The sequence below is a fragment of the Nitrosomonas sp. TNE100 genome (assembly GCF_055387135.1).
The window spans coordinates 1,182,724-1,208,273 of record NZ_AP040997.1 but is presented as its reverse complement, the minus strand read 5'-3'; the positions used below and the strand labels follow the sequence as shown (position 1 = coordinate 1,208,273).

The following is a 25,550-nucleotide window of genomic DNA, read 5'->3' as shown; positions in this document are numbered from 1 at the left end:
TTTATTGCTATGTAAGCAGCAAACGATATAAAGAAAGAATTGGCATTGATTTTAATTACAAGATGAAAAAAATTATTTTAAATCTGGGAATTTCCTGGTATGAGTACTGAATTGACAGGTGCTGAGATCACAATACGCTGTCTGCAGGAGGAAGGGGTAAGTCATATTTTTGGTTATCCTGGTGGTGCCGTGTTGTTCCTGTACGATGAATTGTTCAAACAAGATAAAATCAAGCATATTCTGGTTCGCCATGAGCAGGCTGCGCTCCACGCAGCGGATGGCTATGCACGTTCCAGCAATAAAGTAGGCGTGGCTTTGGTTACATCTGGCCCGGGTGTTACGAATGCTGTAACGGGCATTGCTACCGCCTTCATGGATTCGATTCCAATGGTGATTATCAGCGGACAGGTGCCAACGGCTGCCATTGGTCAGGATGCGTTCCAGGAAGTGGACACAGTAGGGATTACGCGTCCTTGCGTTAAACATAACTTTCTGGTGAAAGACGTGGCAGAGCTGGCCACAACGATCAAAAAAGCTTTTTATATTGCATCAACAGGACGTCCTGGGCCCGTTTTAGTGGATATACCCAAGGATGTTACGCAGCAAAAGGCCGAATTTAATTATCCTGCCAGTATTTCACTGCGCTCCTACACTCCAGTAGTTACCGGAGATGTTCAGCAGATTAAAAGAGCCATCCAGATGATTTTGGAAGCAAAACGCCCCATGGTCTATTTTGGGGGTGGTGTGATTTTGGATAATGCTGCAGCAGAATTAACGGAATTCGTACGGATGCTGAATTTTCCGTGTACCGGTACACTCATGGGGCTGGGTGGTTATCCATCAACTGATCAGCAGTTTGTCGGAATGCTGGGTATGCATGGTACCTACGAGGCGAACATGGCTATGCAATATTGCGATGTGCTGATCGCGGTAGGCGCCCGCTTTGATGATCGGGTTATCGGAAATCCCAAACATTTCTGTAATGAAGAAAGGAAAATTATCCATATTGATATCGACCCGTCATCAATTTCCAAACGTGTCAAAGTAGATGTTCCTATTGTAGGCGGCGTATCGGCAGTATTAAAAGAGCTGAACATGTTGCTCAAGGCTGGCAGGGAAACAACGGATATTAATGCGCTACTTAAATGGTGGGAACAGATTGAGCTGTGGCGTGCACGTGACTGTCTGAAATATGATAGGACGGCTAATATTATTAAACCTCAAATGGTGGTCGAAAAGTTATATGAAATAACCAGTGGGGATGCCTTTATTACATCTGATGTTGGGCAACATCAAATGTGGGCAGCACAGTTTTATAAATTTGATAAGCCACGCCGCTGGATCAATTCAGGAGGTCTGGGTACGATGGGATTCGGCTTGCCTGCTGCAATGGGTGTGCAAATGGCCAACCCGGGAAGCAAGGTGGCCTGTATTACCGGGGAAGCAAGTATTCAGATGTGTATACAAGAATTATCCACTTGTAAACAATATCATCTGCCCATCAAAATCATCAACCTTAACAATCGCTACATGGGAATGGTGCGGCAGTGGCAAGAGTTTTTCCACGGCAACCGCTATGCTGAATCCTATGTGGATGCATTACCTGATTTTGTTAAGCTTGCTGAAAGTTATGGGCATGTCGGCATGCGAATTGATAAACCAGAAGATATTGAAGGTGCGCTCAAAGAAGCCTTCAAGCTGGATGAGCAGCTTGTATTCATAGACTTTATTACAGACCAGACCGAGAACGTTTTTCCTATGGTGCCTGGTGGAAAAGGTCTATCCGAAATGATTTTGGTATAACAGTATGCGACATATTATTTCTTTGTTAATGGAAAATGAGGCTGGCGCACTATCGCGAGTAGCCGGTTTGTTTTCTGCTCGTGGTTACAATATTGAATCCCTATCTGTTGCTCCTACTGAGGATCCGACGTTGTCTCGTATGACTCTGGTCACGAATGGCCCTGAAGAAATTGTCGAACAGATTACTAAGCAGCTCAATAAGTTGATTGAAGTTGTCAAGCTGATTGATTTGAGCGATGAAGGTTATGTTGAGCGAGAACTCATGTTGATAAAGGTAAGGGCGGTGGATAAGGATCGTGAGGAGATGAAGCGACTCGTTGATATATTTCGGGGTAATATCATTGATGTTACAAATAAAATCTACACCATAGAACTTACGGGTACCAGAGCAAAACTGGATGGTTTCTTGCAGGCAATAGATCGCAATCTGATTCTGGAGATAGCCAGAACAGGTGTGTCCGGTCTCGGCCGTGGAGAACGGATTTTAGAACTATAAATTTTTTACCGGGATCTGTCGGTAGATTCTGATTTCATCGATAGCTCATCTGTCGATGTGGCTGCATAAACACTCAGGAAGGAAAATAATGAAAGTCTATTACGATAAAGATGCGGATCTGTCCCTCATCAAGAAAAAGAAAATTGCTATCATCGGTTATGGCTCACAAGGACATGCGCACGCTAACAATCTAAATGATTCGGGAGTCGAAGTTATCATTGGTCTGCGTAAAGATGGAGCGTCATGGGATAAAGCAAAGAAAGCTGGTTTGACTGTAAAGGAAGTAAGTGAAGCGGTCAAGGATGCCGATATTGTCATGCTGTTGTTACCGGATGAGCAGATGGCATCGATCTATCAGACTGAAGTTGAGCCGGCACTGAAGAAAAATGCCACACTGGCTTTTGCACATGGTTTCAACATTCATTATGGACAGATCATCCCCCGTGAAGATTTGGATATCATCATGATTGCGCCCAAGGGGCCTGGCCATCTGGTACGTTCTACTTATATCCAGGGGGGAGGGGTTCCATCTCTCATCGCTGTTCATCAGGATAAGTCTGGCAAGGCGCGTGATTTAGCACTTTCTTATGCTGCCGCAAATGGCGGTACCCGTGGTGGCGTGATTGAAACCACTTTCAAGGAAGAGACAGAAACGGACCTATTTGGTGAACAGGTGGTGCTGTGCGGTGGATTAACGTCACTGATTCAGGCGGGGTTTGAAACCCTGGTGGAAGCCGGTTACGCACCAGAAATGGCCTATTTTGAATGCCTGCATGAAGTCAAGCTGATAGTGGATTTGATCTATGAAGGCGGTATCGCCAACATGCGTTATTCCGTATCAAACAATGCAGAATATGGTGATGTATCCAGAGGCCCCCGTATTATCACTGAAGCAACCCGCAATGAAATGCGCAAGATTCTGCGCGAAATTCAGACGGGTGAATATGCTCGTGAATTTATTCTGGAACACCGTGCTGGTGCACCTGTACTTAAATCGAGTCGTCGCCTTGCTTCCGAACACCTGATTGAAACAGTCGGTTCCAGATTGCGTGACATGATGCCATGGATCAAGAAAAACAAACTGGTTGACCAGGCGAAGAACTGAATATATGTCGACTTCTTACTATCCACACCCGATTATTGCACGCGAAGGCTGGCCTTTTATCGCTGGAGCATTTGTTGTTGCATTAGTAGTACAATTTTTTGCTGGTTGGGTATGGGCGCTACCATTGTGGCTGGTTGCTCTGCTCGTTTTACAATTCTTCCGTGATCCTCCACGGGTTATACCTACTCTTGCCGGAGCAGTACTCGCCCCGGCAGATGGGAGAATTGTTGCGGTGGACAAGGTTCAAGATCCTTATCTTTCGCGCGAAGCGCTAAAAATCAGTGTTTTCATGAATGTTTTCAATGTGCATTCGAATCGTAGTCCGGTAGATGGTGAAATACGTGATCAATGGTATTTTCCCGGAAGTTTTCTGAATGCAAGTCTACCTAAGGCCTCTTTGGAAAATGAGCGTAATGCCTTGTGGATTAGAACCAAAGAAGGGCGAGATGTAACTTGCGTACAGATAGCCGGCCTGATCGCAAAACGAATTGTCTGTCATGTACATCCCGGAGAGCATCTTGCTCGTGGACAACGTTTTGGCTTTATTCGCTTTGGCTCGCGTGTTGATGTCTATCTTCCACCAGGAATGAAAGTCAATGTTGGAATTGGCGATAAGGTTCAAGCTACCCAAACAGTGCTGGCTGAATTTCGCTGATTATTTCCGACTGATATCCATATCTATTTATGCAGGAATCTGATTCGGAAAAATTGCCTGTTGCAAGCGTCCGGTGGCGAAGGAGGGGTATTTACCTGTTACCTAACCTCTTCACAACGGCAGCGTTGTTTTCCGGTTTTTATGCGATTGTGCAAGCAATGAATGGCCATTATGAGCATTCTGCTGTGGCTATATTCGTGGCCATGGTGTTTGATGGACTGGATGGCCGGGTGGCACGCCTGACGCATACACAAAGTGAATTTGGTGCAGAGTACGATAGCCTATCTGATATGGTTTCGTTTGGTGCTGCTCCCGCATTGATTGTGTATGAATGGGCCCTGAAAGACATGGGAAAGCTGGGCTGGATTGCTGCCTTTATCTATTGTGCCTGTGCAGCGTTGCGTCTCGCCCGATTTAATGTGTCAATCGAAATTGTAGATAAGAAATTCTTTCAGGGATTACCAAGCCCGGCCGCTGCTGCATTGATTGCTGGCATGATGTGGGTAGCACTGGGCTTTCAGATCGCTGCAGATGATATCAAATGGTTAGCCTGGGCCATGACTCTATTTGCAGGGTTAACCATGGTAACTAATATTCCTTACTACAGTGGTAAAGAAATTAATCTGCACAGAAAAGTTTCATTTTTCGTAGTATTGCTGCTGCTCCTGTTCTTCTTCGTCTTGATTCCAAGTCATCCGCCGCTTGTATTATTTGGATTGTTCCTGGCTTATGCATTATCCGGATATGGCATGAAGCTTTGGCGATTATACAAAAACAGGAGACGCAGCGAGTTACGTAAGGATACCTAAGTGATTCAGCCCTGTTTCATATCTGACCGACATTCTGCACAATCTACCATCCAGATCAGTCCTTGCTGTGTGCGAATGAAGCATATTTAGAGCTACTTGTTTACATATCCACATGAAGCGAAGTAGTTGGCACACTCCTCCGGAGTGAACAGATCCAACACTTTGCCGATCTGTGCCCATAAGGCATCCATGGCTCGTTTGGCGGCTTTGCGTAATAGGGCTTTGAGTTTGGAGAACATTTTCTCGACTCCGGAGTGAACAGATCCAACACTTTGCCGATCTGTGCCCATAAGGCATCCATGGCTCGTTTGGCGGCTTTGCGTAATAGGGCTTTGAGTTTGGAGAACATTTTCTCGATTGGATTCAGATCAGGCGAATACGGCGGTAAGTAGAGCAGCGTGGCACCTGCCGCTTCAATGGCTGCGCGGACGCCTGGAACCTTGTGACAAGACAGGTTGTCGGCCACCACAATGTCACCTGGCTGCAGCGTTGGGCACAGACAGGTTTGAATATAGGCGAGAAATGCGGCCCCGTTCATTGGGCCGTCGAGCACTAACGGAGCGGTGATCGCATCGTGATGCAGTCCCGCAATGAAGGTGGTGCTCTTCCAGTGGCCGTGGGGCACCGAAGCCACACAGCGCTGGCCGCGCGGCGCGCGACCCTGCTGTCGCGTCATGTTGGTGGTCGTTGCCGTCTCATCCAGGAAGACCAGGTGACGGCAATCCCAACGCTGCTGCTCGCGGGCCCACTCAGTTCGTGCCTGACGTACGTCTGTGCGCGATTGCTCGCTGGCGCGCAGGGTTTTTTTTAAAACTCAACCCCCATTTGTTCAGTTGATGCCATAGCGCCGGCACCTTGATCTGAATGCCTTCTGCAGCCAACCGTTCACTAAGCTCGACAAGCGTTAGATCCGGCGTGGCTTCTATCCATTGCCGAATCTGCGCTTCCTTGTGCGCAATGCGGGATCGCCGATAACCTCCCATCGGCAAACTATGGCGCTGGCCTTCTTCTTTCCATCGCTTGCGTACCTGATACACCCACATGCGACTCACCTCAAAGCGCCGGGCAATTGCCGTTGGACCTTCGCCACGATCCAACGCACCCAGAATGCGATCCCGAAGATCTTGTGAATAGGCATGCATAACCTTCCTCATCAGTTGTGATAGAGAATAGTCTATTGCATGCATATATTTAAATCAAAAATGCTCTAGTGTTTTTAGTATGAGCTATTCTTCTTTTGGACGTCTCGAAAAACCTCGACTCGTCCACACCTTAAGCGCAATCGCTGAAGAAAGAGATATTACGCGAACATTCGCTAGAAATCGTGCTATGCTACGAGAGTAGTTGTGCGGATGGCGAATGACTATTTTAATTGTGCATCCGCATACGAGAGTAGCAACACTTTTATCCGCGGCACTTGAGCTCCGGGTTCTTTGTATGCAGCTACATGAACTACGGCACGGGTAACGTTTCCAGATCTCACTAGCGGGACTCGCAGATCGAATTAGTAGCGAAGGCTCCAGTTTTCGGGTAAATTGTCTTGCTATTTCCTGGTCCGTGGCCAGCAACAGCCCTTCAAATCGGATCAGATGGTGCTAAACATATTTTTATATTCGCAATAGCCGCCAAGCTTGTCACGCAATAGGCAGAGTATTCTAACAATCAGGAGGTGTTTTATGGTAGATAAAGATAAAGCGATAGAAAAACAAAAATATCCCACAAGTTTCGGTCTTTTTTATCCTATCGGCTATGTGGTGGTTGCATTTTCAAATAAGGAAGATGCCCTACGTGTACAACAGGATCTGATAGCGGGCGGATATGAGCGCGACGATTGCGCATTTTTCTCAAGTAAGGAAGTAAAGATGGCTGCTCAGGAGAATCTCGATCAGAACCAGGGATTTCTTGCGCGGTACGGCTGGGCTGATGAAGCTATCCAGATTCACCTGGACTCGGCACAAGAGGGTAGCTCCTTCCTCGTAATCTATGCGCCAGACAAACTTTCATCTGATCGCGCAATGAACGTTGTTAGGCGTGTTCCATTTGAATTTGCACACGGATACCATCGATTAGCCATCGAGATACTGAAGTAAATTATTTGTGCTCTCACTTCAAATAGTTCAAAGTTAAAAATTAATCCATCTTGAAATTCCTTTTCGTCTGTTTGGCTGCTCACGATCAAGAATTTCTTGATGGGCTCTATAAAACTCAATTACCTCGCCCTGTGCATAGCTATTTGCAGACCATTACACATCGTAACAAGAGTGTGTATCTATTTTTACCGGATTATCTACAACAGTAGTCGGCTTTGTGAGCGGAGCAATCACACGAAGCTCTGATAGATGCATAAAATCAGATCAGATATTATCATGGCAATTTCCCGCTATGCCCATGTTATCCCCTCTCACGACAAGCTGAGTCGCCTGTTCGGTACGATCTACCCGGTGTGCGCGGATGCTCTGCCCTGGGGGATTACCCTGACACCGTAGGTGACACCCTAGATGGCAAGATCAGTTACTGTTCCCGCAATAGCCCAGTTAAAAACCGCTTTGCACGTAAAACCAGGGAGTAGTACCATTCCAATATATAGGGGACGGCCTTCAGCATTGAGCAAAATGGCCGCCACAAAAGGCACTTTGTTCTCGGATACCTGGTTTGCCTTGCTGCCAGCCAATTCCCCCAATTCCCCCAATTCCCCCAATTCCCCCAATTCCCCCAATTCCCCACCAAGGTAAGCATCATCCGCCTGGACATTGCCACATAGCATTGTATTTGGTATCCCGTTCGACCATCGCCTGTATCAGCTTCTGCTGAATCAGCCAGGCCGTGGGGTTCACGTCCGGCTGCCGTTTGAGGTCGAGCGCCGACAGGCCGATTTTGGCTTGGCTGATCAGATAAATTGCCAAGAACCAGATGCTTAGCGACAAGTGGATGCTTTAGAACAAGGTGCCTGCAATCAGAGATGTCTGTAGCTGGTAGCACTTACATTGGAAGTTCTTGTATTTTCCTGCCTGAAGTAAGTAGTAATTTGCGTTGCCGCAGCCCGGGCAGCTGAATCCTTGCGGCCAACGTGACGTTTCCAATGCATCCGCACATTACTCATCCCAAGAAATGCAGGTAAAGACAAGCCTTCTTGAAATTGGATACGGTTCATGGCCATGACAGTTCCTCTCTAATGGGTTTGTCTGGACCAGTATGGCCTTATCATAGAAAAAATCGGGCCTAGCTGAACAATCTTTCTAATCAGGAAAGATTTTATGATAAAGCGCTGTATGAATTGAGGCAGCTTGTCGAAAATGCTTTCCTTTATCTCAGAAGATGGCATGGAATTACCACAGACATGCTAAAAACGCCTCTTCTTTTCTCGCAGCCGCGCAAATTAGATGCATTGCCCTGGGCAAATATTAGATTTCTGCTCTTTTCTCATTTATTAATATAATATAATATAAAAACGAGAATGCTTATCAATAATATATACATGAGGGATTTTTGAATGAAGTTTATAGCCGGGACGGGTGGCGTATACATTGCGGTTACTATTCTTGCAATCTCAAGCGGGATGCAAACAGTATGGGCACAATCATCAACAGGCCAGTCAGCCAGCGATAATTCGGCGGTGCTGCCCGCCATCAACGTTTCCACGGACTCGATCAAACCGACTGATGGATATGTGACCAAAGAAAGTTTCAGCGCAACCAGAACCGATACGCCTTTGCGTGATGTACCTCAGTCTATTACAGTTATCACCCAGGATATGATTCGTGATCAATCCATACAAAGCATTACCGAGGCTGTACGGTATGTTCCGGGGATTGTCCCGTCTCAAGGAGAAGGCCACCGGGATGCCGTAATCATACGTGGCAGCAGTACTACCGGAGATTTCTTTGTTGATGGATTGCGTGATGATGTTCAATATTATCGTGATCTTTATAATATTGACCGTGTTGAAGTCTTGAAAGGCTCCAATGGAATGATATTTGGCCGTGGCGGGGCAGGGGGGGTCATCAATCGCGTCACTAAGGAAGCTGACTGGCAACCGGTCAGGGCAGCTACCGCAGAATTTGGTTCTTACAACCACAAGCGTTTTACTGCGGATATAGGTCAACCGATCAATGAAATTGCTGCAGCCCGGCTCAATGGCGTATTTGAGCATTCAGACAGCTTTCGTGATAACGTTGATCTGAAGCGCTGGGGAATAAATCCAACGGTTACATTGTTACCAACCGATAAGACCAAAATCGTCCTGAGCGGAGAGTATTTTTATGATCGCCGGGTTGTTGATCGCGGCATTCCCTCATTCGGAACCATGGCCAATGTTGTCAATTCCGGCCGACCGGCAGATATCGACCGTTCCACTTTTTTTGGAAATCCGGATGATAGCCATGCAAGAGTCGATGCCTGGTCATTCAACTCACTGATTGAACATTCCTTTAATAACAATATCAAGTTACGCAATCGCACTCGTTATGCCGATTACGATAAATTTTATCAGAACGTATATGCTGGTGGTCAGGCAACGGCTGAAGACGCAACTGGAACGGTAAATTTATCTGCCTATAACAATGCAACTCGGCGCAAAAATCTGTTTACCCAGACAGACTTGCTATTCAAGCTGAATACTTGGGGGGTGGATCATGAGTTCATGACAGGTGTGGAATATGGCCATCAAGTAACAGATAATTTCCGTAATACCGGACTCTTCAATAACGTTTCTAAAAATACCACTGTATCTTTTCTCAATCCAATGTCATTTGTGCCTGTCACTTTCAGGCAAAGTGCTACTGATGCAGATAACCACGGTGTGGTCGAAGCGGTAGGTGTATATGCGCAAGATCAGATTACTATTATTCCTCAGCTAAAAGCAGTACTAGGAATACGCTACGATAATTTTGATACAACTGTTCGCAATAATCGCAATGGTGATAAGGCTCATTCTAATGATGGCTTGATCTCGCCGCGAGTAGGGCTGATCTTCAAACCGATAGAACCTCTTTCCATTTATGGTAACTACAGCCTGGCGTATGTGCCGCGAGCCGGTGATCAGTTAAGTTCACTTTCGGTAACCAATGAAGCGTTAAAACCTGAAAAGTTTATGAATCTGGAACTTGGCGCCAAGTGGGATATTCGCCCAGATCTAGCGCTAACCGCAGCACTGTATCAGCTTGATCGCAGTAACGTTATTGCAGCAGACCCAAATGACCTCTCTAGAACGATACTGGTCGATGGTCAACGTACGCGCGGAGCGGAAATTGGGTTGATGGGGAGAATCACTCCGCATTGGAGTGTGATGGGGGGGTATGGTTATACTGATGCCGAAATTACCAAGAATATTGCAGGCGCAGATAAAGGGGCAGCTGTGGCACAAGTTCCAAAACATACGGTAGCCGTGTGGAACCGGTATGATTTTACGTCTTACCTTGGTTTGGGACTGGGAGTGATTCACCGTGGCAGCATCTACGCTGCGGTTGATAATACGGTATTACTGCCAAGCTATACACGTCTTGATGCGGCAGTATTTGTACAACCGCATAAAAATATTCGCATTCAGGCGAATGTCGAAAATTTGGCTAATATCGAATACGCTACCTCCGCACATAACAATAACAACATTATGCCGGGCGCTCCGCGTATTTTCCGTTTGACGGCAATGGTTAATTTCTAGGTTCCCGATGGCCAGAACTCTAACTTGCATGTGATCAGAATCAGTTGCTGACAGATATACACTCGCAACGCGCGGGTGTATATCTGTCAAGCGGAGCAGAAACTAAAGCTGCACTGGTTTTTTTGAGAGTTTACGCTGCAAGGTTCTGCGATGCATGTTTAGTGCCTTGGCGGTGGCAGAAATATTATCATCGTTCTCTGCAAGAATACGATGAATATATTCCCATTCCAAGCGCTCTACTGATAGAGGGTGAGGGCTAATCGGTATATCAGTATTTCCTGCCGTGCGCTCAAACGCTGCCATGATATCATCCGCGTCTACCGGTTTTGCCAGATAATGGGTTGCTCCCAATTTGATGGCTTCGACTGCAGTCGCAATACTGGCGTAGCCGGTTAGGACGATAATGCGGGTTCCAGGATCCAGTTCCCTGATTTTTTCAACAAGTGATAAACCGGATTCATTATTCAATTTGAGGTCAATGATGGCATATTCCGGTATGAGTGATTCCGCCTGTTCGATCGCAGTTTTAATGTTATGTGTACAAGTGGTGTCAAACCCGCGCTTTGTCATCGCCCTTGCCAGTACATCACAAAAAACTTCATCATCATCTACAATTAACAGGCTTGGGCGATCCATGGAATCATTCACAGGGCATTCTCCTTTCATAGTGAAGTACTGGTTGTTCTGTGCGAAACCGGAATGGTGACATGAGTACATGCCCCTCCTTCGGGTCGATTAAATAAACGCACATTCCCGCCAAAGCGTTCAATATTAGTGTTGGCGAGAAATAATCCGATACCAAAACCTTGTCCTGGCCCCTTACTGGTAAAAAAAGGCTCCCCTGCATGTTCGACAGCTTCTGTGTTTAACCCTGTCCCATCATCGAGTATTTCGAGGTGCAACTGTTTTTCATCCCAGCGACTGGTGATGGTTACCAGTCTGGTTGAGGCATCCGCTGCGTTGTTCAACAAGTTCAGGATAGATTGGCTCAGCAGGCGAGTATTCATGATAATCGGTGCTGGCTTTGTGCCTTCACATTGATGGGTGAATTTGACAGATGGACGGATCAGCTGCCATTTATCAATTACCTGTTGTAAAAAAAGATCGACAGGTTGTCCATTGCCTTCTTCTACTCTGGTTTGTCCGGCATCTGCCAGCAGATGAGTCAGCGTTTGTTTGCAATGAGAAATCTGGTCGCGCAGGATGCGAATATTATGCTGAAATTCAGTATTTTCGAGAGATTCCTGCTGTAATTCACCCGTAATAATAGCCATGGTTGATAAAGGGGTGCTCAGCTCATGTGCTGCTCCGGCGGCAAGGGTGCCCAGGGCAATAATCTGCTCATTTTGTAGTGCTCGTTCACGCGATCTGGACAACTCCTTGTCTCGGTCACGAATAGAAGCATTCATTCTGACAACAAACGAGGTAATGAGTAAGGTGCTCAATACAAATGTCAGCCACATTCCTGAGACGTGCAAATTGAATTCAAACATATGCCGGCTGTGATCATCGAGATGATCATGCGGGAAGGGGATGTATTTAAATAACAGGAGAGTATAGCAGGAAATTGTGATCACTGCCATGCCCCAAGTATAGTGCCATGGCAGCACAGTCGCAGCGATTGTAAGCGGAAGCAGATAGAGTGAGATAAAAGGATTGGTTGATCCACCGCTAAAATATAGTAATGCAGTCAATCCGGCAACATCAATCAGCAACTGAGTGAAAAATTCGGGGTAAGTTACTGGCCAAGGATAACGCAGACGAACCCAGGTGAAGAAATTTAGAACCGCAAGCATGAAAACAGTCAGAATAATTGCTGTCCATGGCAGTTCAAGTTCGATAAGACTGTGGACAGCCCCAAAAACAATGATTTGGAAAACGATGGCAATAATCCTGAGCTGGAATAAACGCTGTAGATTTTTGCCAGAAGGTGACTGGTTCAGAATACTGAAAATACCCATGACCCGTTGGTTTGCTCTGTTAAGTCTACTGGTTTGCTATGGCAGGTATCAGGATTAGTCTGTTAAATAACAGATTGTCGATTTTTGCCGGGTAGATTAAAGCATATTTTTGTAGTGTTAAACTTGATTGATACTGCCCAACCGTCCTCATTTAACATAAAGTGGCTGAGCAGTTCATGAAAATCCGGATAGAATCAGAATTTTCTTTTCAACATCACTCAAATGGCTGAGGATGTGGAGTATCGTTGTTGGAAGGTGGTAGAACTGGTATTTTGAAGTCTGGCTGATTACCAGTCAATGTTTTCAGAAAAGCGACAATCTTGGAGATTTCATCCTTGTTAAATTCGTGATTCAACTGAATTCTTCCCATGGTTTCTACAGCCTGTTCAAGTGTTGCTGCCTCTCCATCGTGGAAGTAGGGGTAGGTCAGTTCAATATTTCGCAAGACCGGTACTTTAAATACGTTGCGATCCTCTTCCTTGCCTGTTACCCCCATCCGTCCTGTAGCAGGGTTTTTGGTCTCGTAGGGTTTGAAAACTCCCATTTTCTGGTAGGAAGTTCCTCCTACTGCCGGCCCATTGTGACACTGAACACACCCATTGCTCTTGAACAGGTTGTAACCTTCCAACTCATTCTGGCTCAGGGCGTTTTTATCACCTTCCAGCCATTGATCAAATTTTGAGCCCGGTGTTACCAGTGTTTCTTCAAACTGGGCAATTGCCGTTGTGATGCGATCAATCGTCACTTCATCGGATCCAAAGGCTTTTTTGAAATATTCGCGGTATTGTGGTATCGAAGCAATAACCTTTTCTGCCATTTCGTGAGTAAAGGCCATTTCCTTCGGGTTGGCAATCGGGCCTGCGGCCTGCTCTTTCAAATCTTTAGCTCTGCCATCCCAGAATTGTGCCAGATTCATACCGGAATTCAGTACAGTTGGCGCATTAATTGGACCTTGCTGCCATTTGTGGCCAATCGAGGTTTTAATATTATCAGTGCCGCCCATGCTCAGGTTGTGGCAGGAATTGCAGGAAATAAATCCTGATTTGGAAAGCCTGGGATCAAAAAAAAGCATTTTCCCCAGCTCGGCTACTTCGGCATTTTCGGGGGTGACTGCCTTAATCGGTTGGATTGGTTCGTTGGCGGCCATTGCGCTAACAGATCCAAATATCGCTCCCAGACTTAACGATAACAGCGAAACAGTCAATGTACGCTTGATCATTGCATTCTCCTTAAGGTTTGAAAATAGTAACGGCTAACGTGGCGCAGCCGCTTACGCCTTGAATTTTTTGTTGCCGGACCGGAGTCAGGACTCCAAGATACTGAATCAACCCTGTCTGACATCAGAAGATTTCTCCTCAAGTTCTTTAACTGGTTCCAGTGGCTCCCTGTAGGCTTGATCATTACCCAGGCAGGTCTCATGATCCAGTAATCGTGAAAGTTCTGTCAGCGCCAAGCGATAGACCTGTCGCTTGAATTCAACCACAGATTCCAGTTCAACCCAATACTGGTTCCAGCGCCAGGCATCAAATTCGGGATGCGCACAAGTTTTGAGTGATACATCACAATCTCTTCCCAGCATACGCAACAGAAACCAGATTTGTTTCTGGCCACGATAGTTCTTGCGCCAGTCGCGGCGAGTCCAGCAGGCGGGTACATCGTAACGTAACCATTCTCGTGTCCGGCCCAAAATTTCCACATGAACAGGCTGCAAGCCTGTTTCTTCAGCCAGTTCCCGGTACATTGCTTGCGTTGGTGTTTCGCCTGATTTAATTCCGCCTTGCGGAAATTGCCATGAATTCTGTCGGGCACGTTTTCCCCAGAACACCTGGCTTTTTGAGTTCAGAAGGATAATACCGACATTTGCTCTATATCCATTACGGTCGATCATACAATTTATCTGTCAATTTAGCTTGATTTACAGTGAATTTCCGATAATTTTTCCATATTTTGAGTGTGATTTACAGCTGCTACTCTCAGTAGGAGCATCATCAACATCTTTACAGCATGCTAAATTTGACTTGCAATGCTGTAGTCAATTCCCGCTAAAGCGTACCGGATCAAAACAGTTTCAAGGTAAAATTATCTTATTACCTACTATGATAAATGGAACCTCATCATGCGTGTTTCCCAATTCTTCCTTTCGACGCTCAAAGAAGCTCCTGCTGAAGCCGAGCTGGCCAGTCACCGGTTGATGTTGCGGGCCGGGCTGATTAAGCGTCTGGGCAGCGGATTGTATACCTGGATGCCGCTTGGTCTGAGAATTCTACACAAGATTGAACATATCATCCGTGAGGAAATGAACAGCAGTGGTGCGCTAGAGCTTCTGATGCCCGCTGTTCATCCAGCTGAACTTTGGCAGGAATCAGGTCGCTGGGATGTATTTGGTCCGCAAATGCTGAAAATTCAAGATAGGCATCAGCATGATTTCTGCTTTGGGCCGACACATGAAGAAGTTATTGTTGATATTGCTCGTCGTGAAATTAAAAGCTATCGGCAACTGCCTATTAATTTCTATCAGATTCAGACCAAGTTTCGTGATGAAATCCGCCCACGTTTTGGTGTGATGCGCGCCAGGGAATTTATCATGAAGGATGCCTACTCCTTTCATGCTGATCTGGGCAGTCTGGAACAAACCTACCAGCTTATGCATGAAACATACAGCAGAATTTTTACCCGGATCGGATTGAAATTTCGCGCAGTGGCTGCTGATACTGGGGCGATAGGAGGTAGCGGATCACATGAGTTTCACGTGCTGGCTGATTCAGGTGAGGATGCTATCGCATTTTGCCCTGATTCCGATTATGCCGCCAATATTGAACTTGCTGAAGCAATATCACATGGAATTCTGCGTAAGGATCCGGCGGGTGTGATGAAAAAAATTGCTACCCCTGATCGTAAATCCTGTTCGGATGTTGCTGAATTTCTGAGCGTTCCAATAGAACAGACTCTTAAAACACTGGCAGTGATAGCCGATGGCCGATTTTATCTACTGCTGCTGCGAGGCGATCATCAGCTCAATGAAACAAAAACCAGAAAAATCCCGTTTCTGAGTAACTTCGAGTTTGCTGATGAAAGCAGAATTATTGCCAAAACTGGTTGCCTTCCAGGATATCTTGGTCCGATCGGTGTGAAAACTGAAATTATCGCTGATCGGGCAGTTCTGGAAATGAGCAATTTCGTCTGCGGGGCAAATGAAGAAGGCTATCACCTGACTCAAGTTAATTTTGAACGTGATCTGCCATTGCCAATCCAGGTATTCGATATCCGCAATGTGGTTACAGGTGATCCTTCGCCTGATGGAAAAGGAATGCTCGAAATTTGCCGTGGTATTGAGGTTGGTCATATTTTCCAGTTGCGCACCAAATATTCTGAAAAAATGAAAGCAACCTATCTGGATGAATCTGGCCAGACTCAAATTCTGGAAATGGGTTGTTATGGTATCGGTGTTTCACGCATCGTTGCTGCGGCTATTGAGCAAAACTGTGATGAGCGCGGCATCATATTTCCAGTAGCAATTGCTCCGTTTCAGTTGTCGATTATCCCGATTGGTTATCATAAAAACCTTCAGATCCAGGCTGAAGTGGAAAAACTGTATCGAGCATGTCGTGCAGCAGGCATCGAAGTATTGCTGGATGACCGGGAGGAGCGACCAGGTGTTATGTTTGCAGATCAGGAGCTGATTGGGATCCCGCACCGTATTGTTATTGGTGAGCGAAATTTGCGGGATGGGATGGTGGAATACCAGGGGCGGCTAGATAAAACATCCCGTTTGCTCTCTCTACAGGAGGTTATCCCTGTTATCAGGGAAATATGTGGCGGCTGATAAACTTTCTATCATTTTTCATTGCAAGTACGGCCATGGCAGGGTCTCAGGCTTATGAGTCCTTGTCGGTCAGCACCCGGACAGTACTACAGCGTACCGTTAGTGACGGGGTTGTACCCATGTTTGTTACACTTTCCGATCCCGAGACAAGAAACTGGCTGGACAGCATGATGGAGCGCCTGGAGAAACGGATCTCGGAAATTGAAGAGCGCAAAGCATTTCTGATGACCGTTCATTATGAAGCTACTCGCGCTGGTCTTGATCCTGAGTTAGTACTTAGCATTATCCAGGTTGAGAGTAATTTCAGAAAATATGCTGTATCTTCTGCCGGAGCGCGCGGGTATATGCAGGTCATGCCGTTCTGGGTAGATCTGATAGGCAGCCAGGAACACAACTTGTTTCATCTGCGTGTCAACCTACGTTACGGCTGCACAATCCTGCGCCACTACCTCGATCTGGAGAAAGGTGATTATTTCAGGGCGCTGGGAAGATATAACGGCAGTCTGGGCAAGGCTGATTACCCTAATCTTGTGTTTAATGCCTGGCATCGTCATTGGACTTACTCCACAGTTTCACAATAACTAGAATTTATATTGCCTTCTTAGCGGGCATCAATGAAGGTTTCAATTTCGGCACGAGTAATCAGTCCGATTTTACGCGCCGCAGGCTTTCCATCAGGATCAAACAGATATGTGCTCGGCAACATCGAGATGTCATCCCCGATCTGAGCTGCCGCTGCCCTGTCACCCAGTACAATCGGGTAGGAAATCGCCATTTTCTTTACGAATTGCATAACGTCTTTAGTATTGTCGTATTCCATAGCGATTCCGATGATTACGATATCGTTTCTTTCCTGTGATAGCCTTGAAAGATCCGGAATTTCTTTTAGGCAAGGTGGACACCATGTTGCCCAAAAATTAACCAGCACCCACTTCCCTTTGTAATCCGATAAAGTATGAGTTTTACCTGCACTATCCTCGAAGTGAAAGTCATATGCTTCAACTCCTTTGACAGACAGGCATAAAATCAAGGTGAGTAAAGCTATAATTCCCCATTGTTGTTTCATCACGTATTCCGTAGGCTGACCAAGACAATGCGTTTCACAAGCTCTATTGAGCTTTTTGTAAGATTCCGGTACAGCAATTGTATCTGTACCGGAATTGGAATTTCCCCCTGGTTATTTTTATAAAATCAACTTTATGCTAGACAATTTTTAATTATTTTCGGATCTAAACCTGTGGGTGTGTGCGCTCCAGGCTGGAGTGCAGTTTATTACAGGCATTCAGATAGGCTTTGGCAGAAGCTGCAATGATGTCTGTATCTGCTCCATGGCCATTGACGATTCGTCCGACTTTTTGCAATCGAACAGTTACTTCACCCAGAGCGTCTGTTCCGCTGGTGATGTTATTTACAGAAAACAATTGCAATTCTGCCTTACTGTTCAATATTTTTTCAATAGCACGAAACGTCGCATCTACCGGCCCACTTCCTTCTGATTCGGCCTGTTGCTCGTTATTTCCTGTAGCAATAACGACCTGTGCAAAAGGTATTTCTCCGGTCTCGCTGTGTGCAACTAGTGAAAGTAAGCGGTAATGCTCTTCGGGTATCTGTGCCTCATCCGAAACAAGCGCGTGCAGATCTTCATCAAAGATCTCGTGTTTTTTGTCCGCAAGATCCTTGAAACGGATAAATATGGTATTCAGTTTCTCTTCCGATTCCAATTCGATTCCCAGTTCTTTCAAGCGACTGCGAAACGCATTACGACCGGAATGCTTGCCCAACAACAATTTGTTCGCTCCCCAGCCGACATCTTCTGCGCGCATGATTTCATAGGTCTCACGATGTTTGAGTACACCATCCTGATGAATACCTGATTCATGGGCAAAAGCATTAGCACCGACAATAGCTTTGTTGGGTTGCACCGGAAATCCGGTAATTCCAGAAACCAGCTTGCTAGTAGATACAATCTGGGTTGTATCAATGCGTGTATCGCATGGAAAGTAATCTTGCCGTGTACGCACGGCCATCACTACTTCTTCAAGAGCAGCATTGCCAGCGCGTTCACCCAAGCCATTGATGGTGCATTCAACCTGGCGCGCGCCATTCATGACTGCAGATAGCGAGTTGGCTACCGCCAGGCCGAGATCATTATGACAATGAACGGAGAAAACAGCTTTGTCAGAATTCGGAATTCGTTCACGTAACGTGCGGATTAGACCGCCAAACTGATCCGGCATGGTGTATCCCACTGTATCCGGAATATTCAACGTTCGGGCACCTGCATCAATTACAGCTTCCAGAATCCGGCAAAGAAAATCTATTTCGGATCGTCCGGCATCTTCAGGAGAAAATTCAACGTTATCCGTATATTGGCGAGCCCACTTTACTGCCTTGATCGCTTGTTCGATGACCCGATCAGGTGACATGCGCAGTTTGTTCTTCATGTGGATTGGTGAGGTGGCGATGAAGGTGTGGATGCGCATATTCTGATTTGCCTGCAGAGCTTCACCGGCACGATTGATATCAGCTTCTATCGCACGGGAAAGACCGCATACCGTGCTGTTGCTCACGGCCTCCGCAACTGCCTTGACAGCCTCAAAGTCACCTTTTGATGCTGCTGGAAAACCTGCTTCGATTACATCCACACCCATGCGCTCCAACTGTCTAGCGATACGCACTTTCTCTTCCATGGTCATGGATGCACCGGGACTTTGTTCACCATCACGCAACGTTGTATCAAAAATAACCAAACGCTCTTTCATTGTTCTACTCCATATTATTCTGGCTCAAACCGGACGGTTGGCTGGTATGCCAGCCTTTACACTTCAAACAGATGGGAAAATGATTGGAATAATTAGCGCCCAAGGCGCAGCAGTCGTCCGAGCAGACATAACAGCAGAGTCGTCGGGTAAGAAGGATGATAGAAGAAGTTGATTCTGACGGGCTGTATCATGTTGGCAAATATAAAGAGTTTACTTACGTTTCGCAACAACAGATATTTACCTCCGACTATAGTTGACTAATATAGTCAGGTATTATATAGTTTCATTTTTGGGAAAATCAGTGGTAAGTGATTCTAATCGCTTTAAAATTACATGCTAAGAGGTTGAAATGAGATTAACAACAAAGGGGCGGTTTGCGGTAACAGCACTTCTGGATATCGCGATACGGCATGGGGGTGGACCAGTTGCATTGGCAGATATCAGTGAACGACAAAGGATTTCGCTGTCTTATCTGGAACAGCTGTTTTCCAAGTTGCGTCAGCGGAAGTTAGTTGACAGCGTGCGCGGGCCCGGCGGAGGGTATTGTCTGGCCAAAGGATTGGATGAGGTATCGGTGGCCGACATTATTTTGGCTGTGGATGAGCCCATCGATAGCACGCAATGTGGTGGTAAGGAAAACTGTCTGGGTGACAGTAAATGCATGACCCATGATTTATGGACAAAGCTGAATGAGATCATATTTGATTATCTTGGCAATGTTACCCTGGAACGACTGGTGGAGGAGCAAAGTCAGCGCGAACTACAGCGTGAACAGGCAGTAGTTAAATTATATGACATGCGGGAAGCTGCATTCTGATTATTTGTTTGCAATAGAGTGAATTATGGCGATTACATTAACTGAGCGTGCGGCCAGACAGATTCAGCATCAACTGGGCAAGCGAGGTAGAGGGGTGGCGTTACGACTTGGAATCAGGAAATCAGGTTGTTCGGGATTCGCGTACAGTTTTGATTATGCTGACGATGTGCTGGAAGATGATCAATTGTTTGAATCAAATGATGCCAAGGTTATCGTTAAACGCGATCAAGTGTCTTTTATTGATGGTTCTGAGATTGATTTTGTCCAGGACGGTCTAAACAGCTCTTTTAAATTTAGCAATCCAAATATAGACAATACTTGTGGCTGTGGAGAGAGCTTCAGCCTTAAAACTTAGAAATTCAGGAATTATAAAAATGAGTGCTGCATTACAAAATTTGGTGAATCAACCATATAAGCACGGCTTCGTTACGAATATAGAATCCGATATTGCGCCTAAAGGGCTCAATGAGGATATTATCCGGCTGATTTCTTCCAAGAAAAATGAACCTGAATGGCTGCTTACGTTCAGATTGGAGGCTTATCGGAGGTGGCTCAATATGATTGAGCCCACTTGGCAAAATGTTAAATATCCCAAAATTAATTTTCAGAATATCAGCTATTATTCGGCGCCCAAGCCAAAGAAAAAGCTTGCCAGCATGGATGAAGTTGATCCTGAGCTGTTGCGTACATTTGAAAAGCTGGGTATCCCCATGCATGAGCGGGCGGCACTGGCAGGAGTTGCTGTTGACGTTATTTTTGACAGCGTATCGGTTGCAACAACTTATAAAGAAAAACTGGCTGAGGTTGGTATTATTTTCTGTTCGATTTCGGAGGCCGTTCAGCGGTATCCCGAGTTAATCAGACAGTACCTGGGTACAGTTGTGCCGCCAGGGGACAACTACTATGCAGCACTGAATTCCGCTGTATTTACGGATGGTTCTTTCTGTTTTATTCCGAAAGGGGTTAAATGCCCTATGGATTTATCCACCTACTTCCGTATCAACACGGAAGAATCCGGGCAATTTGAACGTACGCTGATTATTGCAGAGGAGGGCGCGTCCGTTTCCTATCTGGAAGGATGTACTGCTCCCCGTTTTGATACGAATCAACTTCATGCGGCCGTAGTCGAATTGATTGCTCTGGATGATGCGGATATCAAGTATTCAACTGTACAGAACTGGTATGCCGGGGATGAGAATGGCGTCGGGGGCATTTATAATTTTGTTACCAAGCGTGGACTGGCCAAAGGCAGGAATTCACGTATTTCCTGGACACAGGTGGAAACTGGTTCGGCTATTACCTGGAAATATCCTTCATGTATCTTGCGTGGAGAAAACTCTGTTGGAGAATTCTATTCCGTTGCTGTCACTAATCACCATCAACAGGCTGACACCGGTACCAAAATGATTCATATCGGTCCGAATACGCGCAGCACCATCGTGAGTAAAGGAATTTCGGCAGGCCAATCTAACAGCAGCTATCGCGGTTTGGTGAGAATTACCCCAACAGCACGGAATGCCCGCAACTATTCGCAATGTGATTCGATGTTGATTGGCAGCCAATGCGGGGCTCATACTTTCCCTTATATTCAAGTACAAAATAATAGTGCACAAGTTGAACATGAAGCTTCAACTTCCAAAATTGGAGAAGATCAGCTGTTTTATTTCGCACAACGTGGCATCGATGCGGAAGAAGCGGTCTCAATGATTATTAATGGTTTTTGTAAAGAGGTTTTTCAGCAATTACCTTTGGAATTTGCAGTAGAGGCCACTAAATTACTCAGCTTCAAACTGGAAGGGAGTGTCGGATGATAAATGCAAACAGCAAGATTCTGCTTGAAGTCCATGATTTACATGCAACAGTTAGCGGAGCCGAGATTCTCAAAGGAGTGGATATCACGGTAAGGAGTGGCGAGATCCATGCCATTATGGGATTAAATGGCTCGGGAAAGAGTACCTTTGCTAAGGTGCTGGCTGGTCATCCGAGCTATGAAGTTACCCGGGGAACGCTGTTGTTTGATGGTCAGGATCTGTCAGCATTGGCACCAGAAGAGCGTGCGCGTGCAGGGATATTTCTCGCTTTTCAATATCCGGTAGAAATACCGGGCGTTGCTAATAACCAATTTCTACGGTTGGCTTATAACACTGTCCAGGGGCAACGCGGTGAGGAAGAGCTAGATCCTCTTGAGTTCGATGATTTCGTGCGCGAGAAAATGAAACTGCTCAAGATGAATCCGGATTTTCTTGATCGCAGCGTTAATGAAGGATTCTCAGGAGGCGAAAAGAAACGCAACGAAATATTGCAGATGGCTTTACTTGAACCCCGTCTTGCTTTGCTGGATGAAACGGATTCAGGATTGGATATTGATGCGCTCAGAATAGTTGCCAATGGGGTTAACCAGTTATCCAATAAAGATAATGCCCTGATTTTGGTAACACATTATCAGCGTTTGCTGGATTATATTGTTCCTGATTATGTGCATGTAATGGAGGCAGGACGTATCATCAGAACAAGTGGCAAAGAACTCGCGCAGGCTCTGGAAACGCACGGTTATGACTGGATTCATACAAATGAACAAATTACCGGGGTGCTGCCATGAGCACGGTTATCTGGGATGATTATCTTGAGAAATTGATTGAATCCTGGAGGAAAGAAGGCGAGCCTTCTCGTACTGTATCTTATCTAAATCGGCTTCGGGCAAATGCGTTAAGTCGTATCGAGTCACTCAGGCTACCTACGATCCGTGATGAGGAATGGCGCTTTACTGATATTTCCTCACTCAGGAATACACTGTTTCCGAGAGCTTCAGCGGCTTCATTACCAGGCTTGGATAGCCAGAAAAGTACTTTTCTGGATGAGCCTACTTGTAGACTGGTATTTGTTGATGGCCAGTATATGCCGGGGCTATCCGGCTTGACAGATGATGGTTCTATCATTGTTTGTAGTTTATCCGAATTGACTGGTATATGTGCTTCCAAAACAGAACAGTATCTCGGCCAGCTTGCTGATTTTCAGGATGATGTATTTGTGGCACTGAATACTGCGCTCATGCATGACGGTATTTGTATTGTTATACCGGCCAATGTTTCCATAACAGTGCCGGTTCATGTTTTATATATTACTTCCGGAAAGGAAGTGGCTGCCTATCCGCGCTGCTTGCTTGTTGCTGAATCCGGAGCTGAAGTAACAATTGTCGAAGAATATGTGGCGTGGCAGGAAGGCGTATCCCTGACAAATGCAGTAACAGAAATATACGTCGGGGAATCAGCCCGTGTGAATCATATCCGAGTACAACGCGAAGCTTCGCAAGCTTTTCATATTGCTAATAACTCTACGTTTGTTGCAAAGACAGCACATTATGATTCGGTCAGTCTTGCGCTTGGCGCGCGTATTTCACGTTTTGACCAGAAAATTACGCTGGCGGGTGAGGGTGCTGAGTGTCAAATAGATGGATTAGCGCTGATAGCTGATCGTCAGCTCGCAGATACACATACATTCATCGATCATGCCAGTCCGCATGGCAGGAGCAGACAACTTCACAAATGCATTGTGGACGAGAGCGCACATGGTGTTTTCAGTGGAGAAATTATGGTTCGTCCACATTCGCAACAGACTGATGCCAGGCAGTTGAACCATAATTTGTTGCTGTCAGAAAAAGCACGTATGGATACCAAACCTCAGCTTGAGATATTTGCCGATGATGTTAAATGCGCGCATGGCGCCACGGTAGGCCAGCTTGATAAGGAATCCCTTTTTTATCTACAAAGCAGGGGATTCGCAGAAGAAGTAGCCCGCAATCTGCTGACATACGCATTCGGAGGCGAAATTATTAACCGCGTTATAGTGGCTTCACTCAGGCAACGGCTTGAAGAATATATTCTTGTAAGAACACGCATTAGCTAAATCATGAAAATTGTTGACACATTAGTGACTTCATCTGCACAGCAAACAACTACTGTACCTGGAATAGGGCAATTTCGTGCAGATTTTCCGATTCTTGATATCAAGGTAGATGACAAACCGCTGATTTATCTTGACAACGCTGCTTCTAGCCAAATGCCGCAGGCAGTCATTGATTGTCTGGTTCGTTACCAGAAAACTCAGCATGCAAATATTCATCGTGCGGTACATTATTTATCCAACCTGGCTACACAGGAATATGAAGCAGCACGGTGTAAACTGCAAAATTTTATCGGTGCGCGTGAAGATAGAGAGGTGATATTTACTAGTGGTACAACTGACAGTATCAATCTGGTGATGCATGGGTATGGACGTAAATTCATTCAGCGTGGCGATGAAATTATTTTGTCCGAGCTCGAACATCATTCCAATATTGTGCCTTGGCAGATGTTGGCCGAGGAAAGAGGTGCGCATATCCGGGTAGCCCCAATTAATGATGCAGGTGAGCTTCTGGTGGAGGAATATGAAAAACTTTTTAATTCCAAGACCCGATTTGTAGCTTTGTCGCATGTTTCCAATGCACTTGGTAGCATCAATCCGATCAAACGCATGATTGCCATAGCACATCAGCATGATGTTCCTGTTTTGATTGATGGCGCCCAGGCAGCGCCTCATTTGAAAATAGATGTGCAGGATCTCGATTGCGATTTTTATGCTTTCTCGGCGCACAAAATGTGCGGGCCCACCGGGATTGGTATTTTGTACGGAAAGGCGCATTTGCTTGAATCTATGCAACCATTCAAAGGAGGAGGGGACATGATTGCTTCGGTTTCCTTTGAAAAAACAACATATAACGAGATACCATATAAATTTGAGGCAGGTACTCCTCCTATTGCGGCGGCCATAGGTTTTGGTGCGGCAATTGATTATCTGGAACAGATCGGCCTTGATGCTATTGCTGATTATGAACATGAGCTGCTGCTTTATGCTTCTGAGCAAATCAGAATGATCCCAGGCGTGAAAATCATAGGCGATTGCCCGGATAAGGTTGCAGTGATATCGTTTGTTATTGATGGTATTCATCCGCATGATGTTGGTACTTTACTGAACCAGGAAGGTATAGCTGTGCGCACAGGGCATCATTGTGCACAACCGATTATGCAGCGTTTTAATGTGGCGGCAACGTCGCGTGCCTCATTTTCTTTTTATAATACTAAAAAAGAGATCGATGCTCTGGTGGCAGGTATTCGGTCTGTACAAAAGGTTTTCGCACAATGAGTTTGAAATCAATTTATCAAGAAGTTATTCTTGATCATAATCGCAAGCCGCGTAACTATGGTTCTCTTAGCCATCCTACCCACCATGCGACAGGACATAATCCGCTGTGCGGCGATCGGATTGACCTGGATGTCAATATGCTGAATGAACGTATTGAAGAAATTGTATTTCGAGGTGAATCCTGTGCAATTTGTAAGGCTTCCTCTTCAATGATGACCAATGCCGTTAAGGGAAGATCTCGTCAGGAAGCAGAAGCTTTGATTCAGGAATTTCGGGATATGCTGGTAAGTAGAGAAAACAAGGATTTTGATCACCTTGGTCGGCTCAAGGTGCTTGCAGGGGTGCGTGATTTACCGACCAGAGTCAAGTGTGCGATTCTGCCGTGGCATACCCTGCATGCGGCCATGAATTCAACAGGAGATGCCACAACTGAAGCAGATAGTCACCTAAACAACAAGCCCGTAGCAAATAATTACTGATAT

At 45.8% G+C, this 25,550-nt stretch carries 25 protein-coding genes and 2 pseudogenes; 18 read left to right on the top strand and 9 right to left on the bottom strand.

The window, feature by feature from the left end; genetic code table 11:
• Window positions 1-99 precede the first annotated feature (99 nt).
• The 5 genes from ACZ5EJ_RS05850 (at window position 100) to pssA (ending at window position 4,868) form a co-directional block, all read left to right on the top strand.
• Window positions 100-1,803 (top strand): acetolactate synthase 3 catalytic subunit, encoded by a 1,704-nt coding sequence (locus ACZ5EJ_RS05850; RefSeq protein WP_464557674.1) that lies wholly within the window; start codon window positions 100-102, stop codon window positions 1,801-1,803.
• Between the two features lie 4 nt (window positions 1,804-1,807).
• Window positions 1,808-2,299: an acetolactate synthase small subunit gene (ilvN, locus tag ACZ5EJ_RS05845; RefSeq protein ID WP_011634332.1), complete on the top strand. Its 492-nt coding sequence runs from the start codon at window positions 1,808-1,810 to the stop codon at window positions 2,297-2,299.
• An 88-nt stretch (window positions 2,300-2,387) separates the two neighbouring features.
• On the top strand, window positions 2,388-3,404 hold the full coding sequence (gene ilvC, locus ACZ5EJ_RS05840; RefSeq protein WP_011634331.1) for a ketol-acid reductoisomerase: 1,017 nt from the start codon (window positions 2,388-2,390) through the stop codon (window positions 3,402-3,404).
• 4 nt (window positions 3,405-3,408) lie between these two features.
• A complete protein-coding gene (locus ACZ5EJ_RS05835; protein ID WP_011634330.1) occupies window positions 3,409-4,059 on the top strand; it encodes a phosphatidylserine decarboxylase in 651 nt (216 codons plus the stop codon).
• A gap of 29 nt (window positions 4,060-4,088) precedes the next feature.
• Window positions 4,089-4,868: a CDP-diacylglycerol--serine O-phosphatidyltransferase gene (gene pssA, locus ACZ5EJ_RS05830; RefSeq protein ID WP_011634329.1), complete on the top strand. Its 780-nt coding sequence runs from the start codon at window positions 4,089-4,091 to the stop codon at window positions 4,866-4,868.
• Between the two features lie 100 nt (window positions 4,869-4,968).
• Here pssA and ACZ5EJ_RS05825 read toward each other — a convergent pair whose 3' ends face one another.
• Both ACZ5EJ_RS05825 and ACZ5EJ_RS05820 read right to left on the bottom strand, forming a co-directional pair.
• Entirely contained in the window at window positions 4,969-5,667 is a 699-nt protein-coding gene (locus ACZ5EJ_RS05825; RefSeq protein ID WP_464557721.1) for an IS630 family transposase, read from the bottom strand.
• Window positions 5,618-6,010 carry a helix-turn-helix domain-containing protein gene (locus tag ACZ5EJ_RS05820; protein ID WP_011633847.1) on the bottom strand — a complete coding sequence of 131 codons (393 nt, stop codon included), beginning with the start codon at window positions 6,008-6,010 and terminating at the stop codon, window positions 5,618-5,620. The genes ACZ5EJ_RS05825 and ACZ5EJ_RS05820 overlap by 50 nt, the downstream gene beginning before the upstream one ends.
• Before the next feature lie 534 nt (window positions 6,011-6,544).
• On the opposite strand from ACZ5EJ_RS05820, the gene ACZ5EJ_RS05815 reads away from it, so the two are divergent.
• Both ACZ5EJ_RS05815 and ACZ5EJ_RS05810 read left to right on the top strand, forming a co-directional pair.
• Window positions 6,545-6,958: a hypothetical protein gene (locus tag ACZ5EJ_RS05815; protein ID WP_074456441.1), complete on the top strand. Its 414-nt coding sequence runs from the start codon at window positions 6,545-6,547 to the stop codon at window positions 6,956-6,958.
• Window positions 6,959-7,207: 249 nt separating this feature from the next.
• A complete protein-coding gene (locus tag ACZ5EJ_RS05810) occupies window positions 7,208-7,354 on the top strand; it encodes a hypothetical protein (protein WP_464557671.1) in 147 nt (48 codons plus the stop codon).
• Window positions 7,355-7,395: 41 nt separating this feature from the next.
• Here ACZ5EJ_RS05810 and ACZ5EJ_RS05805 read toward each other — a convergent pair.
• Window positions 7,396-8,025 (bottom strand): annotated as a pseudogene (locus tag ACZ5EJ_RS05805) (transposase); the annotation flags it as partial.
• Window positions 8,026-8,109: 84 nt separating this feature from the next.
• On the opposite strand from ACZ5EJ_RS05805, the pseudogene ACZ5EJ_RS05800 reads away from it, so the two are divergent.
• Window positions 8,110-8,273, top strand: a pseudogene (locus ACZ5EJ_RS05800) (IS5/IS1182 family transposase); the annotation flags it as partial.
• Between the two features lie 85 nt (window positions 8,274-8,358).
• Window positions 8,359-10,527: a TonB-dependent receptor gene (locus tag ACZ5EJ_RS05795; protein WP_464557669.1), complete on the top strand. Its 2,169-nt coding sequence runs from the start codon at window positions 8,359-8,361 to the stop codon at window positions 10,525-10,527.
• Window positions 10,528-10,629: 102 nt separating this feature from the next.
• On the opposite strand, the gene ACZ5EJ_RS05790 is transcribed toward ACZ5EJ_RS05795, so the two are convergent.
• The 4 genes from ACZ5EJ_RS05790 to ACZ5EJ_RS05775 all read right to left on the bottom strand — a co-directional run bounded on the left by ACZ5EJ_RS05790 (window position 10,630) and on the right by ACZ5EJ_RS05775 (window position 14,376).
• Window positions 10,630-11,163: a response regulator transcription factor gene (locus ACZ5EJ_RS05790; protein ID WP_011634323.1), complete on the bottom strand. Its 534-nt coding sequence runs from the start codon at window positions 11,161-11,163 to the stop codon at window positions 10,630-10,632.
• Window positions 11,164-11,189: 26 nt separating this feature from the next.
• Window positions 11,190-12,488 carry an ATP-binding protein gene (locus ACZ5EJ_RS05785; RefSeq protein WP_011634322.1) on the bottom strand — a complete coding sequence of 433 codons (1,299 nt, stop codon included), beginning with the start codon at window positions 12,486-12,488 and terminating at the stop codon, window positions 11,190-11,192.
• 214 nt (window positions 12,489-12,702) lie between these two features.
• Complete coding sequence (locus ACZ5EJ_RS05780) at window positions 12,703-13,707, bottom strand: cytochrome-c peroxidase (protein WP_011634321.1); 1,005 nt, start codon at window positions 13,705-13,707, stop codon at window positions 12,703-12,705.
• A gap of 105 nt (window positions 13,708-13,812) precedes the next feature.
• On the bottom strand, window positions 13,813-14,376 hold the full coding sequence (locus tag ACZ5EJ_RS05775) for an RNA pyrophosphohydrolase (protein ID WP_074456438.1): 564 nt from the start codon (window positions 14,374-14,376) through the stop codon (window positions 13,813-13,815).
• Between the two features lie 228 nt (window positions 14,377-14,604).
• Between ACZ5EJ_RS05775 and ACZ5EJ_RS05770 the strand changes: the two genes are divergently transcribed.
• Window positions 14,605-16,311, top strand: coding sequence for a proline--tRNA ligase (locus ACZ5EJ_RS05770; RefSeq protein WP_074456437.1), 1,707 nt, complete (start codon window positions 14,605-14,607; stop codon window positions 16,309-16,311).
• Entirely contained in the window at window positions 16,299-16,892 is a 594-nt protein-coding gene (locus tag ACZ5EJ_RS05765; protein ID WP_464557666.1) for a lytic transglycosylase domain-containing protein, read from the top strand. The genes ACZ5EJ_RS05770 and ACZ5EJ_RS05765 overlap by 13 nt, the downstream gene beginning before the upstream one ends.
• Before the next feature lie 20 nt (window positions 16,893-16,912).
• Here the strand turns inward: ACZ5EJ_RS05765 and ACZ5EJ_RS05760 are convergent, their stop codons facing one another.
• On the bottom strand, window positions 16,913-17,377 hold the full coding sequence (locus ACZ5EJ_RS05760) for a TlpA family protein disulfide reductase (protein WP_011634317.1): 465 nt from the start codon (window positions 17,375-17,377) through the stop codon (window positions 16,913-16,915).
• A gap of 163 nt (window positions 17,378-17,540) precedes the next feature.
• The gene (locus ACZ5EJ_RS05755; RefSeq protein ID WP_011634316.1) at window positions 17,541-19,073 is read right to left on the bottom strand and encodes a 2-isopropylmalate synthase; all 1,533 of its coding nucleotides are present in this window, start codon (window positions 19,071-19,073) and stop codon (window positions 17,541-17,543) included.
• A 349-nt stretch (window positions 19,074-19,422) separates the two neighbouring features.
• On the opposite strand from ACZ5EJ_RS05755, the gene ACZ5EJ_RS05750 reads away from it, so the two are divergent.
• Genes ACZ5EJ_RS05750 through sufU form a run of 7 tightly spaced genes read left to right on the top strand, consistent with a single transcriptional unit; the run spans window position 19,423 to window position 25,547 of the window.
• On the top strand, window positions 19,423-19,890 hold the full coding sequence (locus ACZ5EJ_RS05750) for an Rrf2 family transcriptional regulator (RefSeq protein ID WP_011634315.1): 468 nt from the start codon (window positions 19,423-19,425) through the stop codon (window positions 19,888-19,890).
• 25 nt (window positions 19,891-19,915) lie between these two features.
• Window positions 19,916-20,245, top strand: a complete 330-nt coding sequence (locus ACZ5EJ_RS05745) for a HesB/IscA family protein (protein ID WP_011634314.1) — start codon at window positions 19,916-19,918, stop codon at window positions 20,243-20,245.
• A gap of 19 nt (window positions 20,246-20,264) precedes the next feature.
• Window positions 20,265-21,701 carry a Fe-S cluster assembly protein SufB gene (gene sufB, locus ACZ5EJ_RS05740; RefSeq protein WP_011634313.1) on the top strand — a complete coding sequence of 479 codons (1,437 nt, stop codon included), beginning with the start codon at window positions 20,265-20,267 and terminating at the stop codon, window positions 21,699-21,701.
• Window positions 21,698-22,489, top strand: coding sequence for a Fe-S cluster assembly ATPase SufC (gene sufC / locus ACZ5EJ_RS05735; RefSeq protein ID WP_464557663.1), 792 nt, complete (start codon window positions 21,698-21,700; stop codon window positions 22,487-22,489). The genes sufB and sufC overlap by 4 nt, the downstream gene beginning before the upstream one ends.
• Window positions 22,486-23,793, top strand: coding sequence for a Fe-S cluster assembly protein SufD (sufD, locus tag ACZ5EJ_RS05730; RefSeq protein WP_464557661.1), 1,308 nt, complete (start codon window positions 22,486-22,488; stop codon window positions 23,791-23,793). Before sufC ends, sufD begins: the two co-directional genes overlap by 4 nt.
• Before the next feature lie 3 nt (window positions 23,794-23,796).
• On the top strand, window positions 23,797-25,068 hold the full coding sequence (locus tag ACZ5EJ_RS05725; protein WP_011634310.1) for a cysteine desulfurase: 1,272 nt from the start codon (window positions 23,797-23,799) through the stop codon (window positions 25,066-25,068).
• Entirely contained in the window at window positions 25,065-25,547 is a 483-nt protein-coding gene (sufU, locus tag ACZ5EJ_RS05720; RefSeq protein WP_011634309.1) for a Fe-S cluster assembly sulfur transfer protein SufU, read from the top strand. Before ACZ5EJ_RS05725 ends, sufU begins: the two co-directional genes overlap by 4 nt.
• The last annotated feature ends 3 nt before the right edge of the window (window positions 25,548-25,550 follow it).